The sequence below is a fragment of the Lactiplantibacillus brownii genome, from assembly GCF_031085375.1.
In the GTDB taxonomy this organism is placed as follows: domain Bacteria; phylum Bacillota; class Bacilli; order Lactobacillales; family Lactobacillaceae; genus Lactiplantibacillus; species Lactiplantibacillus brownii.
Window position 1 is genome coordinate 2,260,281 of the sequence record NZ_JAVCWF010000001.1, and the last position, 15,475, is coordinate 2,275,755.

17 protein-coding genes are annotated in these 15,475 nt (G+C 44.5%); 7 read left to right on the plus strand and 10 right to left on the minus strand.

Translation table 11 applies throughout. From position 1 onward, the window contains the following. Window positions 1–172: 172 nt before the first annotated feature. The 3 genes from RA086_RS10680 to RA086_RS10690 all read right to left on the minus strand — a co-directional run bounded on the left by RA086_RS10680 (window position 173) and on the right by RA086_RS10690 (window position 3,048). Window positions 173–1,369 (minus strand): MalY/PatB family protein, encoded by a 1,197-nt coding sequence (locus RA086_RS10680; protein WP_308703776.1) that lies wholly within the window; start codon window positions 1,367–1,369, stop codon window positions 173–175. Window positions 1,370–1,702: 333 nt separating this feature from the next. Then, complete coding sequence (locus tag RA086_RS10685) at window positions 1,703–2,194, minus strand: NUDIX hydrolase (protein ID WP_308703777.1); 492 nt, start codon at window positions 2,192–2,194, stop codon at window positions 1,703–1,705. A gap of 215 nt (window positions 2,195–2,409) precedes the next feature. Beyond that, complete coding sequence (locus RA086_RS10690) at window positions 2,410–3,048, minus strand: LVIS_2131 family protein (RefSeq protein ID WP_308703778.1); 639 nt, start codon at window positions 3,046–3,048, stop codon at window positions 2,410–2,412. A gap of 188 nt (window positions 3,049–3,236) precedes the next feature. Here RA086_RS10690 and RA086_RS10695 point away from each other — a divergent pair, with 188 nt between their 5' ends. From RA086_RS10695 to RA086_RS10705, 3 genes are all read left to right on the plus strand, one after another. Then, window positions 3,237–3,554, plus strand: coding sequence for a hypothetical protein (locus RA086_RS10695; RefSeq protein ID WP_308703779.1), 318 nt, complete (start codon window positions 3,237–3,239; stop codon window positions 3,552–3,554). Between the two features lie 438 nt (window positions 3,555–3,992). Further along, window positions 3,993–4,529, plus strand: a complete 537-nt coding sequence (locus RA086_RS10700; RefSeq protein ID WP_308703780.1) for a histidine phosphatase family protein — start codon at window positions 3,993–3,995, stop codon at window positions 4,527–4,529. A 91-nt stretch (window positions 4,530–4,620) separates the two neighbouring features. After that, complete coding sequence (locus RA086_RS10705) at window positions 4,621–4,815, plus strand: hypothetical protein (protein WP_308703781.1); 195 nt, start codon at window positions 4,621–4,623, stop codon at window positions 4,813–4,815. Window positions 4,816–4,891: 76 nt separating this feature from the next. On the opposite strand, the gene RA086_RS10710 is transcribed toward RA086_RS10705, so the two are convergent. Continuing rightward, entirely contained in the window at window positions 4,892–6,613 is a 1,722-nt protein-coding gene (locus RA086_RS10710; protein WP_308703782.1) for a glycoside hydrolase family 13 protein, read from the minus strand. 153 nt (window positions 6,614–6,766) lie between these two features. On the opposite strand from RA086_RS10710, the gene thrC reads away from it, so the two are divergent. Continuing rightward, window positions 6,767–8,260 (plus strand): threonine synthase, encoded by a 1,494-nt coding sequence (thrC, locus tag RA086_RS10715; RefSeq protein WP_308703783.1) that lies wholly within the window; start codon window positions 6,767–6,769, stop codon window positions 8,258–8,260. A gap of 21 nt (window positions 8,261–8,281) precedes the next feature. Next, window positions 8,282–9,085 (plus strand): Cof-type HAD-IIB family hydrolase, encoded by an 804-nt coding sequence (locus tag RA086_RS10720; RefSeq protein ID WP_308703784.1) that lies wholly within the window; start codon window positions 8,282–8,284, stop codon window positions 9,083–9,085. A 232-nt stretch (window positions 9,086–9,317) separates the two neighbouring features. Here the strand turns inward: RA086_RS10720 and RA086_RS10725 are convergent, their stop codons facing one another. From RA086_RS10725 to RA086_RS10745, 5 genes are read right to left on the minus strand one after another with little or no spacing between them, the layout of a single operon-like run. Beyond that, a complete protein-coding gene (locus tag RA086_RS10725; RefSeq protein ID WP_308703785.1) occupies window positions 9,318–9,914 on the minus strand; it encodes a sugar O-acetyltransferase in 597 nt (198 codons plus the stop codon). Between the two features lie 4 nt (window positions 9,915–9,918). Beyond that, a complete protein-coding gene (locus RA086_RS10730) occupies window positions 9,919–10,485 on the minus strand; it encodes an NUDIX hydrolase (RefSeq protein WP_308703786.1) in 567 nt (188 codons plus the stop codon). Window positions 10,486–10,509: 24 nt separating this feature from the next. Further along, entirely contained in the window at window positions 10,510–10,869 is a 360-nt protein-coding gene (locus tag RA086_RS10735; protein ID WP_407659064.1) for an HIT family protein, read from the minus strand. Window positions 10,870–10,878: 9 nt separating this feature from the next. Further along, entirely contained in the window at window positions 10,879–11,625 is a 747-nt protein-coding gene (locus RA086_RS10740; protein ID WP_308703787.1) for a 3-oxoacyl-ACP reductase, read from the minus strand. After that, complete coding sequence (locus tag RA086_RS10745) at window positions 11,625–11,846, minus strand: DUF2829 domain-containing protein (protein WP_137617286.1); 222 nt, start codon at window positions 11,844–11,846, stop codon at window positions 11,625–11,627. The genes RA086_RS10740 and RA086_RS10745 overlap by 1 nt, the downstream gene beginning before the upstream one ends. Before the next feature lie 168 nt (window positions 11,847–12,014). On the opposite strand from RA086_RS10745, the gene RA086_RS10750 reads away from it, so the two are divergent. Next, window positions 12,015–13,106: a DUF871 domain-containing protein gene (locus RA086_RS10750; RefSeq protein ID WP_308703788.1), complete on the plus strand. Its 1,092-nt coding sequence runs from the start codon at window positions 12,015–12,017 to the stop codon at window positions 13,104–13,106. 13 nt (window positions 13,107–13,119) lie between these two features. Next, on the plus strand, window positions 13,120–14,304 hold the full coding sequence (locus RA086_RS10755; RefSeq protein ID WP_308703789.1) for a GNAT family N-acetyltransferase: 1,185 nt from the start codon (window positions 13,120–13,122) through the stop codon (window positions 14,302–14,304). A 553-nt stretch (window positions 14,305–14,857) separates the two neighbouring features. On the opposite strand, the gene RA086_RS10760 is transcribed toward RA086_RS10755, so the two are convergent. Further along, entirely contained in the window at window positions 14,858–15,403 is a 546-nt protein-coding gene (locus RA086_RS10760; RefSeq protein ID WP_308703790.1) for a hypothetical protein, read from the minus strand. Window positions 15,404–15,475 lie beyond the last annotated feature (72 nt).

The window sequence follows — 15,475 nt, forward strand, 5'->3', positions numbered from 1 at the left end:
CCACTTTGATTTGAAATGATTAGTGATTACATATGTGCCACTTGTGCCATGCTTCGCTTACAATTCTATGGAATGTCATCAAAGTTTATATAATCTAATCCAAGGAAAAAGTGCCTTCAGAATAGATTAGCGAACTACCTGACTAGATATATTACGAAACTAGCACGACACGCTACTTAGTTAATTGTGCTAAGCAACTAATAATATTTTGAACGGCTTGATGCACATATTTAGGATCGGTAGCTAGATTCAAACGGACAAACCCCTTGTCATTTGAACTAAACCACTCACCAAAGTCTACAGCTAAACCACACTTATCTTGAATAAATTCACGCGTATATTCTGGCTTGACGTATGGCCGAATATCCAACCAAGTCAAATAAGTGCCTTGGAGATCTGCGACCACAATCTTGGGCGCATGGGCCGCTAATTCAGTCTTCAAATAGTGGTAATTGCCACGAATAATCTCAAGAATCTGGTCGAGCCACTCAGTACCATGCCGATAAGCCGCTTCGCCGGCGGTTTGCCCCAGCACGTTGGTTTCAGTTTGATTAATCGTCTTGATAAAATCATCGTATTGTTGCCGTAACTGGTCATTCGGAATAATGACATGCGAGTTTAACAGACAAGCCACATTGAATGTTTTTGAAGGTGAATTCACTACGATCACGTTATCTGCAAAACGCTCATTAGCGACCGTTAAAGCAGAAATAAATGGATGATTTTCTGGGTCAATCTCTAGGTCCTGATGGATTTCATCAGAAATGACTAAAACGTGATATTGTTCACACAACGCTAAAATTTTTGTTTCTTCTGCTTCAGTCCAGACATGTCCCACTGGATTATGTGGTGAACATTGAATGAATAGTCGAACTTCATTGGCTTTAATTTTAGCCTCCACGTCGTCAAAATCAATTGAATAATGGCCATGATCGTTAATTAACTCTGAGGTGACTAATTGACGATGATTATCTTGGACCGCGTTAAAGAATGGATAGTAAACCGGAGTCAAAATTAGTACACCATCACCTGGTCGCGTGTAAGTATTGACTAGAGCGTACAGTGAGTTAACCACGCCGGTGCCAAAACGAATCCAATCTTTTTTTAACGTCAGACCGTGTCGCTGCTCTTCCCAATTAATAAACGCTTCATAATAACTATCAGGCGTATAAGAATACCCATAAATCCCGTGCGCCACTCGGTTTGTCAGTGCCGTGGTTACCGCTTCGGGCACTTTAAATTCCATGTCCGCAACCCACATTGCAATTAAATCCTTGTTACCATACCGCTGATCCAAAGCATCCCACTTTAGCGAATTCGTATTTAATCGGTTAGTCGCATACTTTTCAATAAATGCTGCTTGATCCATTTTAAAAACTCCCTTTCACGCGCCCGTTGACCACAAAAAAACTCCGTCCTCATTACGAAGGACGAAGTTTTCACTCCGAGGTGCCACCTATCTTCACAGCTATTGCTGCCTCATTTTCACGTGAAATCCACGCTTAATCAAGATATCGGTGATCAATCCGAACCAGCCGCGTCAACAACTGACCCACTCCGAGTTCATCTTCACTAACCACATCCATCAATTTCCACCAAACATTGACTCGCTGTCGGAATAAAGTTAGCTACTCTTCTCATCAACGTGTAATCTTTTAAATTATTTCTAACTTACAACGTCCACTCATGATTGTCAAGCCAGCTAATTTAGCAAAAACTGTGGCGTTTCTGGAATTGGGTAGCTCGCGATCACTTGATCAGCAATTGGAAATGTTCCGGTGGCTAGATAACGTTTTGCTTGTAAAACTAATGGTGAACTATTGGCCCAATTCAGCTGAACCAATGGCACCCGCTCCGCACCAGCAGATAACGCCGCCGTATATGCGGGTCTTTTCGTGACCAGCCGACCGCCAACTGGTTCTAGCAAGTAAAATATACTAACTAACATCCGTGCCGATTCGGGAAATAACCATTGCACAGTTCCTAATTGGCTTTCAACAGCAGTCGTTAGGCCAGTTTCGTTGGCTGCAATTTCGGTCACACTGTCGCTTAAAGTTTGCCGCAACGTCACGGGCGCCGTGGGTAAATCGTAACGATTCTTAAAGGGACCCGTTAAGCATTTATTCACAACTAAAGTGGTTTCATCACCAATGATGCCACAAACGACTAACGGGGTATTTTGTTCGACTATCATCGGTTCCGCTTCTTTCATCTGACATCACATTTTTTAAAATTTTGATCTAGGCTTAAAGGTTCACCACCAAAATTTTGTCATGGGTTAAGTTTACCGCTTTATCCGACTGATATAAACAAAAAACTATTCTAAATATAAATGTTTAACAACTTTTAGTAATTTATAAATTTTGGGGTCAAAAAAAGCTGAGGTTTCCCTCAGCAGTGTTACCTTAATTATTGTTCTGAAATATCGGTCGTATTAATAAATGATTGTGCTGGCACTCGAATCAACCAACGTGTCATGGCTTGATGACCAACCCGCACCCCTAAACCATTCATAAAGGATGGCTGATACGTCGCCGTCATTTTAACCACGTACGCATTTTCGTGCTGATTATCTTGCTTTTGTAACATTTTTTGTGACCACGGAATCCCCGTATCCATAATTTTCGCCTGTTTTAAGCTACTAACGACTGTGGCCTTATTGCTGGAGACCGTATACTTAGCACCCTTAACCCAGTAATTATAGACATGCACAGGTTTATTGCTGGTACTGCGGTCAACTGCAACATAGTATGAGCCTTCAGTTCCAACGCGTAAAACTAATGGTTCATATTGATAAGTCACTTTAACGGCTTTCGAATCTGATAAATTAATTTGCCGATTGAAGGTCACGTAACCCATGCCGATGACTAAGCAGAACGCGACAACTAACTCAACGCCGCTAATGATCAAATTACTCCATTCAAACGTATGCTTGCGTTCCACGATCATTTTGATTCGACGGACACGAATATGATGAAATACCCACACGAATACCGCCAAAACAATAATCCAAGCAATGATCCCAATCCAGTTCCATGCAGAAGTCATTGATAGGCCAACCCTTTCCCTGTTTCATTGTTGTTATGTTCTAATTGTAAATAAACCACGTCTAAATAACAAGTAATGCCACCAAACTTATTAATTGAACTGATTGTGAAAATTATCACTGAGCTCTCCCAATGTAATCGAATTCATGGTAAAATAAAGTTATTAACTTGTAGAAAGAAGGAGTACCAATGATCGCAGCAATTATTTATTGGGTCGTTGTCGTAGGCTTAATCGTCTGGGGCGCTTGGATGGCCATTCTATCAGCATACTGGGCTAGCCACAAACAAAACGGCAATATTTTCTTTATCGCAATTATGAATACTTTAGGAGCCTTAGCGGGTCTACTTGTTTGGTGGGTTTTCAACAACCAACACTGGCAGTATTACTGGTTATCCAGTAACGTCAACACGACTAACTTATTGGGCATTGTCCTAATCTGCTACGTTGTCTTGATCGTTATTGAATTCTTCCAAGGCCGCAGCATCAAACCAGCCGCAACCAAATAATTTCGTTAAGTCGCTAGAAATCTAATCAGATTTCGGCGACTTTTCTATTGAGAACGGTGTATCACAGCGTTCATAGTCATGAGTATCTGTTTAACTTGCCGCTCCGGTTGGTCTGGACTGATGCTGGAACGTGGTGGCCACGTTTGTGAGCCAAAGGGCGGTCTCACAAGCCGGGCTTTTCCTAAGCTGGAAAACCACCAGCAAAGGAAAATTTCACCACTGAGCATCATCCAGCCCGCCCTGTGCTAAATCAGAAAATCTAATATTAATCGACTTTCGTTAACTTCTTATTTATCAGTGATTTTTGACAGCAGGTTTGTCTCACAGCGAACGTGCTCGTCCACGGAAACAGACAATTAACAGTTTATTTTAAACATGGCCGCAACCAAGGCACGGTAGTTCAAATCAGTACCACAACGACTGAAAGGTGGGCTTAACTTGAAAATTTATTTAATTCGGCACGGTGAACCTGACTATACCGATGTCACTGCCAACCATTATGTGGGATATGGTCGTGATTTAGGCGGTCTCACGCCTGCTGGCATCAAAATGGCGCAACGTTGCGCACAACAACCTGAATTACAACAAGTCCAACTAATTTTGACTTCGCCATTCACCCGTACCATGGCAACAACCCTTGAAATCGCCCGTCAAGTTGACGTGCCTGTCAAAGTTGAATTAGGGTTACATGAATGGCAACCGGATCGCACTGGAACGCTCATCGAAAATAAGGCGCAAGTTTTAGAATCCTACACGCAGTATCAGCGAACCCCACATCAACGGCCCGCAAACTTCCCCTACCCTTACGAAACGTCAGATGAGGTCCGAGCACGGGTCACAGCAGTCTTTGATAAATATGCTAAACAATACGATTGCATCGCTTGTGTGACTCATGGCGAGGTCATGCACCAATTAACTGGTCAGGCCAAATTCGATTACTGTGAAATCTGGCCCATGACTTATCCTACAACCTAACGCTGACTTTTTACCCACAAAACGAGACAATATTAGTGATATATTTTATCTGATAATGTAAGCGTTTTATAGTCGACGGGTTCGTGCCACTTTGCATGCGGCCTATCCAGACGCTGAATGGTCCGAACGTGGTGTTCAGGATATGGTCACTACGGATCAAGGCTTTGACCTCATTTGGCTATCACGCAATGCCGCGACTGCCAATACTAAAATCCAGGCAGCCAACCCCAAAACCAAAGTACAGCGCGTCGATCCATGGCTAAACGCAAATGATATTAAAGTTTAAGTGAGAATCTACAATACTGGCGTATTTAAAAATGAGTCTGGAAAAAAATCCAGACTCATTTTATTTCTCCTGAGCGTTATTTCACACTAACCACAAACCCATTTAACGTTAAATCATTTTCAGCGGTCAAACCGGTCGCTAACACAATTTTATTTGTGGTCACCGCGGTGGCTTGCCGTCCTAAATTAAATGTCGCTGTAACCGTTTGTTGAGCACTCTGCCGCGTCAAGCGCAGCACGTCGCCATCAATTTGCCAACTCAGTTGACTTTCTGCTAAAAAGTCCGCCTGACTTTGGCGCCAAGTCACTAACTTTTTCACAAAGTCACGCATGGTTAAATCTTGATTCTCAGGTTGCCAAGGCATGCAACGCCGATTGTCGGGATCTGGGCCACCAGCTAAGCCGACTTCCGTGCCATAGTACAAACATGGCGTTCCTGGCAACAGCATCAAAAGTGTCAAGGCCGCTTTGGCTTGTGCCACATTACCATTCAAGACCGTCAACAGCCGAGCGGTATCATGGGTGTCCAAAGCATTGAACATCACTTGCTGGTTCGGTTGGCGATATTGCATTAACTGTAAATTCGTTTTACCGACATAATCAGCCAATGACAACCCATGATTGAATAACGCTAAGATAGGCTGCGTCAATGGGTAATTCATGACCGCGTCAAATTGACCGTTAGCCACTAACGCCTGACTACTATGCCAAGCCTCGCCCAATAAATAGACGTCTGGTTTAACTTGCCGCAATGCGCCACAAAGTTTACGCCAGAAACCATGGTCAACTTCATCCGCCACGTCAAAACGCCAAGCATCAATATTATACTGTTCAATCCAATACTTCGTCACATCAATCAAATATTGCTGTACCGCGGGATTTTGTGTGTTCACTTTAGGCATGGCCGCTCCAGTGGCAAACGTTTCATAATTAAGCGCGCCAGTTTGTGGATCACGCCCCACTGGCCAGCCATGAATATGGAACCAGTCTGCAAATCGTGACTGTTGCCCATTTTTAACAACATCTTGCCATTGCGGTGACTGGTCGCCAAAATGATTAAAGACCGCGTCCAGCATGACTTTCATCCCACGCGCATGCGCTTGATCAACCAATTCCTGAAAATCCTGCTTCGTACCAAAATGCGGATCAATCTCGAAATGGTCGATCGTGTCATATTTGTGGTTGGATGGCGACGTGAAAATTGGACAGAGATACAGCCCGTTCACGCCCAAATCAGCGATATCATCTAAATGGTCAATGATGCCACGTAAATCCCCACCATAAAAGGAATCCCGTTTGACCGGTAGTTGACCCCAGGCTGCGCATTTTTTAGGATCATTCGTCGGATCGCCGTTGGCAAAGCGTTCTGGAAAAATTTGATACCAAACGGTGTGTTTGACCCAGGTCGGTGGTAGCTCCGCATCACTCACGTGTAAATAAGGCAGATGGAAGTAGCGGCCTGCAACGGTCCAATTGGCCGCGGTATCTGTAAAGAACCCCTCATCCCCATAACCGATCGTCTGACCATCACGATCCGTCAGTTTAAACGCATAGATCGCCCGATTGGTGGGTAAGTTGATCGGTATCGTCCAATATTGATTAGCTTGCGTGGCTAAGCCTTTTTGCATCGCTACGTGCTGCATCGGTGCACCTTCCTGCCATAAATACATATCTGCGTAGGCCAATTCGACTTGTACTATATCCGTTAGCGCCGTTCGAATGCGCATCAAGACTTGATGATCCGCTAAAATCGCTGTATCTTCACTTTCGGGTCGGTGTAAAATTCCTGCTAGTTGCATCCTGATTTTCCTCTTTTCTCGTAACCGGTTACATTCATTTGAACAATCAACGTTCAATTCATGAAATATCCACGTAATTTTCTAGTAAACGTCCCCGTTCCCGTCTAATTTAGTGTATCATTTAGACAAATTCAATTGAAAGGACGTTCATCCATGGAAACACTTTATCGCAGTACCCGTGAAACTGCAAGTCGCACCATGACCAGTTCACAGGCGGTCTTACAAGGCTTAACTCCTGACGGCGGCCTATTTGTCCCCGTTAAGTTACCGACCGCACAGTTTGACTTCGACCAACTCGCAACCATGTCCTATCAAGAAGTTGCTTACGAGGTGCTCAAGCTATTTTTCACTGACTATACCGAAGCCGAGTTAAAAGCTTGTATCCACGCGGCTTATGGGGACCAATTCGATGATCCGGCTATCGCACCAGTGACGAAACATGGTAAGCAATACTATTTGGAACTATTTCACGGCCCCACGATTGCCTTTAAAGACTTGGCGTTACAGATTTTACCACACCTCATGACCACTGCTGCTAAAAAGAACCAGCTCAGCAGTGACATCGTCATCTTGACGGCCACTTCCGGGGATACCGGTAAAGCAGCCATGGCGGGCTTCGCTGACGTCCCACAGACACGTATCATCGTCTTTTATCCCAAAGATGGCGTCAGCGCCATTCAAAAACAACAGATGATCACGCAAGTCGGCGACAATACTAATGTCATCGCAATTAATGGTAACTTTGATGAAGCCCAAACGAAGGTCAAAGAATTATTGACTGATCCAGCTCTTCATCAAAAGTTAGCCACCAAGCAACTTAAATTTTCGAGTGCCAACTCAATTAATATTGGCCGCCTCTTTCCACAAGTTGCCTACTACGTGTATGCCTACGCACAATTGATCAAGCAAGGCCAAATTAAGAACGGCGACGAAGTGAACTTCAGCGTGCCAACTGGGAATTTCGGTGATATTTTAGCTGGCTACTACGCCAAACAGTTAGGCACCCCGATTCACAAATTGATTTGTGCCTCTAATCGGAATAATGTCTTGACAGACTTCTTTAATACCGGCGTTTATAACAAGAACCGCAACTTTTTCTTAACGAGTTCACCGTCAATGGATATTCTCGTTTCAAGTAATCTCGAACGGCTGATCTTTTATTTGACGGGCGAAGATCCAGTACAAACGGCCGGACTGATGCATGATTTGAAGACCACCGGCAAGTATTCGCTCACTCCCGCGATGCGTCACGCCATCAAGGACTTCTGGGCGGGCTTCGTTACCGAGGGACAGGATCAACATGAGATTCACCATTTGTACACACGCCATCACTACACGCTCGATCCGCATACGGCGGTCGCTTCCGCAGTTGCCAAGCAATATCAAGCTGCCACCAAAGACCAGCGACCAATGGTGGTCGTTTCGACGGCCAGTCCCTACAAGTTTCCACAAGCCGTGCTATCGGCGATTACTGGCGAACCCGTGACCATAGATGGCCTAGCAGCCGTGGATCAATTACACACGTTGATCAAAACACCGATTCCCGCCACGGTCGACCAATTACGACAAGCACCCGTCCGTCATCATCAGGTCACTGAAACGGCTCAGATGGGGGCAACGATTGAACAAATTTTGAACTTAAATTAACGTTAGAAAGGGATCACTGTCATGATTACGACGATTGCGCTGGATTTAGATAATACCTTACTCACTTCCGAAAAGACGATTTCACCCCGAAACGAAGCCGTTTTAAAGCAGCTTCATACCGCTGGGATTCGTGTCGTGCTCTGTACCGGTCGGCCTATTAAAGCCATTCAACCGTTGCTTAAACAATTGGGTTTAACGACGCCAACAGATTATTCAATCACTTTTAATGGTGGCTTGGTTCAACAAAATGCGACTAGCGAAGTTCTCGCACGAACAAGTATAAGCAAAGCGGACATCGCCCCACTTTACGCTTATGCCAAAACACTGCGAATTCCACTGGACGTGATTGACTTAACCCAAGTCTTTTCGCTCGTTGATCTCGGAAAATCAACTTATGAAACTTTTCTTAACGGGTTGATGCCATTTCATGACGTCACTTTCGACGAGTTGCCAGCTGACGATCAGTTTGGCAAAGTTGTCAGTTCAACCACAAAAGCAGTGAACAATCGCGCTAACCTGCCAGAGTCTGTCAAAGCAAAGTTTCATGCAGTGCCCTCACGTCGGAATTTGTTAGAATTTTTACCCCAGCATACCGATAAGGCCAGTGGCTTAAAACAACTCTTAGCCCACTTCGGGGAAGATTATTCTAACTTGATGGCCTTCGGTGACGAAGAAAATGACCTCGGCATGCTTGAAGCCGCGGAAGTTGGCGTCGCAATGGACAATGCCATTCCTGCAGTCAAAGCCGTCGCCACAGATCATACTTTAAATAATGATGCGGATGGCGTCGCGGTCTTTTTGGAACAATACTTTAGCTTAGCTTAAATCCGCTGTTCCAACAGTCATGCTCACAACAAAAAAAGAGTGGGACAAAAGGCGGTTTGCTACCGAGCATAGCCTAGAAAGTCGAATGATTGGCATTTTCAATCGTTCGACTTTCGTAGCTAAGCGGAGGTCGCAGCCTTTTATTCCACGTTTCGGCTATAAATATTAGGAATACAAAAAAGAGTCTGGGGTTTCCCAGACTCTTTTTTGTATTGTGAGCATAGCCATGACTTTACAGTTTAAAGGTAGTGCCATCGAAACCAGTTTTGTCGGCGGGGGTAATAGCTCGCAACACTTGACAAGGATTACCGGCAGCAATCACCTCGGCTGGAATGTCATGTGTTACCACACTTCCGGCACCAATAATCGTTCCCGCACCAATCGTGACGCCAGGTAAGACCGTCACATTTGCGGCCAACCAACAACGATCCCCAATGGTAATCGGCTTAGCAATGCAACCCCCGACTTCACGTTCGTGAGTATCAAAAAGGTGATTACTCGTATACAACCCTACTTTGGGGCCAAATAACACGCGATTCCCAATCGTAATGGGTGCGCCATCAAGCATCACACAATCGTAATTGGCATAAAAATAGTCACCAACGTGAATATTACGACCAAATTCAACTCGGAAGTTCGGTTGAACAACCGGCGCTACCCCAGCACTGCCAACGAGTTGTCGAAATAGCGACGCTTGTTGTGCTTCGGTTGCCGTGTTCAATGCCGTTGTCTGAATCGTTGATTGGCGCCGTGTAGCTACCAATTCTGAATCGAGATCATTGTAGGGTTGTCCAGTTGCCATGTACGCAAACTTCTCACTTAAATTCATTTCGTTAGTCCTTCCGAATAAAATTCAAATACCACGTCACCGCGCAAATTCCTTGGGCCGAACGAATCTTACCGGCTTTTAACAAGGCGACCACCTTGGTTAGCGGCACTAATTGCGTATTCACATACTCATCATGATCAAAATGACGTTCACCACGCTCGCTTGGATCAATGTGCGTCAAAATCAAACTCACTGCTTCATTGGTGAATCCTTCTGAAGAACTAATCGTGGTCATAATTTGGCTATCATGCGCCAGATAGCCGGTCTCTTCTTGTAACTCCCGTTTAGCCGCTGTCAATGGATCTTCACCAGCATTGAGCAGTCCAGCTGGCAGACCAATCGTCTCCGAATTGCGGCCGACCCGATATTCCGAACCCAAGACGACTTGATCATCCGCGGTGATCGCCAAAATCGTCACGGCATTCCCGTGATCAATCAAATCACGTTCGACCTCCAAGCCATCAGGGGTTTTAATCGTTTCTTTGAGCAAATTAAAAATCGGCCCGCTGTAAAGGTGTTGCTTGCTAAGCACAACGCCTTTACGCCCAGCCTTATCTAACGCCTCTGTCATATTTGGTTCCTTCTCTCTCAAATCCTATTTTTCACCAGGTAAAAGCTTACGAATGCCACCTTCTGGGTGTAGAATATCCCCACGGTAACGCGGAATCAAATGAATATGACAATGCATAATCGTCTGACCAGCCGCCGGACCAACGTTAATACCAATATTATAACCATCTGGTTGATATTGCCCGTCTAAATAGACCTTGGCCTCATCAAGCAGCGTTGCCATGGCGGCACGATCCGCTGCGGGAACCTCAAAGTAAGTGGCATAATGTTGCTTCGGAATAATCAGTAAATGCCCCAGACTCACTGGATGATTATCAAAAAAAGCCGCGGCGCGTGCATTCTCTAAAACATACGGCCGTGGCTGACAAAAGATACAATCAGACACCGCTATCACCTACTTTTCTAACCAACCGCCATCAATTGGCGTGACCGTTCCATGAATATAGTCCGCATGTCGACTCGCTAAAAATAAGGTCAGATCAGCCACTTCACTCGCCTGAGCCCAACGTTTTGCGGGTGTCTCACTGGCCACCCAAGTTGCCATCTTGGCATCACCTTCAAAATCGGCGGCATTCATCGGCGTTTCAATCGCCCCCGGCGCAATACAGTTGGCCCGAATGCCTTGACCGGCATAATCTAGATCCAATTGCTTCGTATAGCCGATAATGGCGTGTTTCGCGGCCGTATAAGCCGCCCCACCGCCACCAGCAACTAAACCCGCAATGGAGGCCATGTTTACGAAGACACCATGCTGTTCCTGTAACATTCCTGGTAACACGGTATTCGTCACAATAAATTGGCTCGTCAAATCGGTCGCTAAAATCAGTTGCCATTGGGCCAACGACGTCTCTAAAGTTGGCCGATACGCATCCAATTGACCCGCCGTATTACAAACGATCGTGGGTCGACCAAGATCAGCAATCCCCGCTTTAATCGCAACCGTAAGTGCAGCTTCGTCACTCACATCCGCCACTTGGTAGTTTAACGCGGTGGTTGTAACTAAATTATCAGGCTGTGGTTGTTGATCAATCGCGATCACGCGGGCACCTTGTCCTAGGAACGCTTGGGTCTGGGCAAAGCCGATACCAGACGCGGCTCCGGTAATTAGCACCGTTTGACCCTTAAACTCACTAAATTGCATTAGTCTACAAGCTGCCAATCTTCAGCCAAAATATCGCAGTCGGTTGGTGACCACAGGCTAAACGCTTCATCTGCGGTCTTGATCAAGAAGTATGGATTCAAGACGTCCCCTTGATAAGTCGTCGTTGGTTGCAAAACCACGTACAATTCGGTTCCTTCCCAACCGGTTCGTACTGCCTTTTGGCCCTTCTTCAATGCGGGTAAAACTGCTTCAAATGTCATGTTGTTGCCTCCATTATAGATAGTTAATACCCAAATCGTAGCATAATCTCGCGGATAAAAACAGCAGTCAAATTTGTACCAACAAATTCACCAAATTGCTGGTATGGACCAATTAATCATGCTACAATGAAAGCGAATACAATTACGAACAACTGGAGGAATTATTTTATGAGTAAACTTGGCGTATCCGTTTATCCCGAACGGTCAACCTTTGAAAAGGATGCTGCTTATTTAGATTTAGCAGCGAAATACGGTTATCAACGGGTGTTCACTTCTTTACTAGAAATTAAAGGCAACAAAGATGAAGTGGTCGCCAACTTCAAAAAAGTGATCAGTTATGCAAACAAATTAGGCTTGCAAGTGATGGTCGACGTCAACCCGGACCTCTTCAAACAATTAGGGGTTTCTTACGATGACTTATCATTCTTCCACAACTTGGGTGCTTGGGGAGTACGGCTCGACCTCGGCTTTACTGGGCAAGAAGAAGCTCGTATGACTCATAACGAGTATGGCATCAAGATCGAAGTCAACATGTCTAAAGGGACGCATTACGTTGACACCATCATGGATTACTATCCTGAAAAAGATAACTTATTGGGTTCACACAACTTTTACCCACAACAATATACCGGCTTAGGTTACAACTATTTTGTGGAAACTTCTAAGCAATATCGTCAATATGGCATCAACACGGCTGCCTTCGTTTCCTCAAACGATGCGACTTATGGGCCATGGCCAATGCAAGATGGGCTCTGTACATTGGAAGATCATCGTGGTTTGCCAATTGCGACCCAAGTTCAACATTTGAAATTAACTGGGTTAATCGACGATGTCTTAATTGGAAACGCTTATGCCAGTGAAGCTGAACTAAAAGCCGCCAGTGACGTCTTCTTCAGTCCACTACCATTGTTACACGTTGAAACCCCTGCGGACTTATCCGACGCTGAAAAAGCGGCACTCTTCAACCAATCACAAACTTATCGTGGCGACTGTTCCGACTATGTCATCCGTTCTTCACAGACACGGGTCATTTACAAAGATGAAGACTTCCCAGCCAAACACACTGATGATGTGCAAGTTGGTGACGTCTTAATTGATAACGACAAGTATGGTCAATACAAAGGCGAAACGCAAATTGCCTTACGCAATTTCAAGAATACGGGTCGCATCAATGTGGTTGGCCATATTCCCGCTGAAGAAATACCAATTATGGGTTTATTAGTACCTTGGATGGATTTCAAATTTTTACCTGCTAACTAAGGAGGCTTAACTGATGACAGAAAATTTACGGTTAACGACTGATGAGGACCGCGAAGCCTTTTATCAGTTATATCAATACGCCTTTAATCGACAAGATACCCCACAACGACGCACCTTTTTCATGGACCGTTATCAACACGGTTGGATTTATGGCCTACATGACCATGATAAGCTCGTTAGCGGCTTGTACAGCTTGCCACTACAAGTAAACTTTCATGGCATCAAATACGCCATGAATGGTATTGGCGACGTCATGAGTGCGCCCGAATATTCGGGTCGCGGTGGTGCGGGTAAATTACTAACCACCGCCCTCAATGAAATGGCCGCTAATCACATTGAACTCTCGTATTTGGCGCCATTTTCCTATGGCTATTATCGTAAATTCGGTTATGAACAAGTTTTTAACCATACCCGACAAACTATTGCCGCTAAAGACTTGCCGCGTATTCAACTAACTGATTTCAGTGGTACGATGACTCGTTATGACAACGAAGGTCTGAAACTAGTAAATGACTTCTATGCCGCCCAACCAATCAATCAGCGTGGTGGCGTCATTCGTCCTGACTGGTGGCTACACTACCTCAGCCTGAAACATAGCTGGTCAATCGCCATTTATCGAAATGCCGCTGGGAAAATTGAAGGTTATCTCATTTATGAGCGCCAAGCGACAACTTTTGCCATTCAAGAGTGGGCAACGAGTACGCCAGTGGCCTTTGAACGGCTCGCTAACTTTGTTACTAAGCACGGCACCACGTTTGAAACTTTTAGTTATGAAGGTCCCAGCGATGAACATGGGTTAGATTTATTAGCTGACCCCTATCCGCTAAACGTGCAAACGGTCCCTTATATGATGGCACGGATTGTTTTATTACACGACTTCATCAAAAAATATCCGTTCACCGGAACTGACTTAGCACCAGTTCGATTGGCGATTACTGATGAAACCTTGGCACAAAATCAGGGCATTTGGGAATTACAACTGGTTGCCGGTAAAGTCACTTTAAACCGAGTCAGCACTGATTTAACCAAGCGTTCAGATCTCCAACTTTCTATTCAGCAACTCACCAAGGCGTTGTTTGGTACTCGTTCACTCGCAAGTGAACATCAACACGGTCAAATTATGGGTGAGTTAGCCGCTGCACAACGTTTAGATGCAGTCTTAGCCCATGAAAAGCCAGCATTGATCGATTACTTCTAAATATTTTAAGGGTTCCACACAAAGTCATCCGACTTTGTGTGGAACCCCTTTTAGATTACCCTTATGTAGAACCGGAACTTTTTATTTAGTTAATCAGCCAAATCCCTAAAAAATCATTATCAGATCAAACGGCAAGAACAGAAAATCATGGTCAGCAGACTAAACCAGTAATTAATTCCCGGATTTAATCAAAAACTAAAGGTTGAAAGTTAAAAATTGCCGGTCTGCACCACTACGTCAACAATCCGGTAATGAAAACTAGTCGACTACTGCCGCTTCCGGTTGTTGCCGATAACATGCGGACGAGGGACCGGTTCAAGCCATAGAAACGTCTTGAACCTCGCCCGGAAACTTTGCCAAAGCCGCAAATCTCCCGGACCGTCCGTGGTGTAAGGCCGGCAAAAGAACGCCGGTCAAACGCTACCTGCACGTCCGATGCTATCAGCAACAACCTCCAGCTAAGTCAGTAGTTATTTACGCTTAGCGGAGTCTACTTTAGGCTTATGGGTTACCGGTACTACAACATTTGTGATGCTTTTGAGTCTTTCAACCTTTAGTTAAAAATAAAATGTTGTAGTTTAGGAAAATCCGTCAAATAATCATATAAGAGTAAAAAAATAGGAATCTTAGTAAGATTTCTGTTCAAGACTGTTACAGCCTTTATATGAGTATACCTTTTAAGAATATTTTCCTGATCATTTGACAGTGTTTTTAAGCACAACTCATTTTTGGCATTTAGCCAATCGGAAAATTCTAAGTAGCTGAGCACCAAAGCCAGTACCGCAAATAGACTAAAAATAAAATGCCATCTAAAAATTGAAATTGGTAATGTAAAAACTTGAGCAAGAATTAACAGAATGTCAAATGATCCAAGAACCGCTAAGCAATAAAGTTTCACAATACAAGCTCGACTCGACTTTGGCGTCATAATCGGCTCAATTCCCTTTTTCTGGTACGCTTCTATTTTTAATGCCATGAACCCTTCTGGAATTACCGCAGCAACAAACATGAGTATCTCAACAACAATTAGCGTTATTAACCTGTCAACCATCAAATAATCAGAAACGTGTAGCACAAAATAATCAGGGTATAAATACATAGTAAGCAGTAACCTCCCAAATTTCTCTGATATGGTCGAAAAAGCCTTAGAATATAATTCAAATTCCCTACT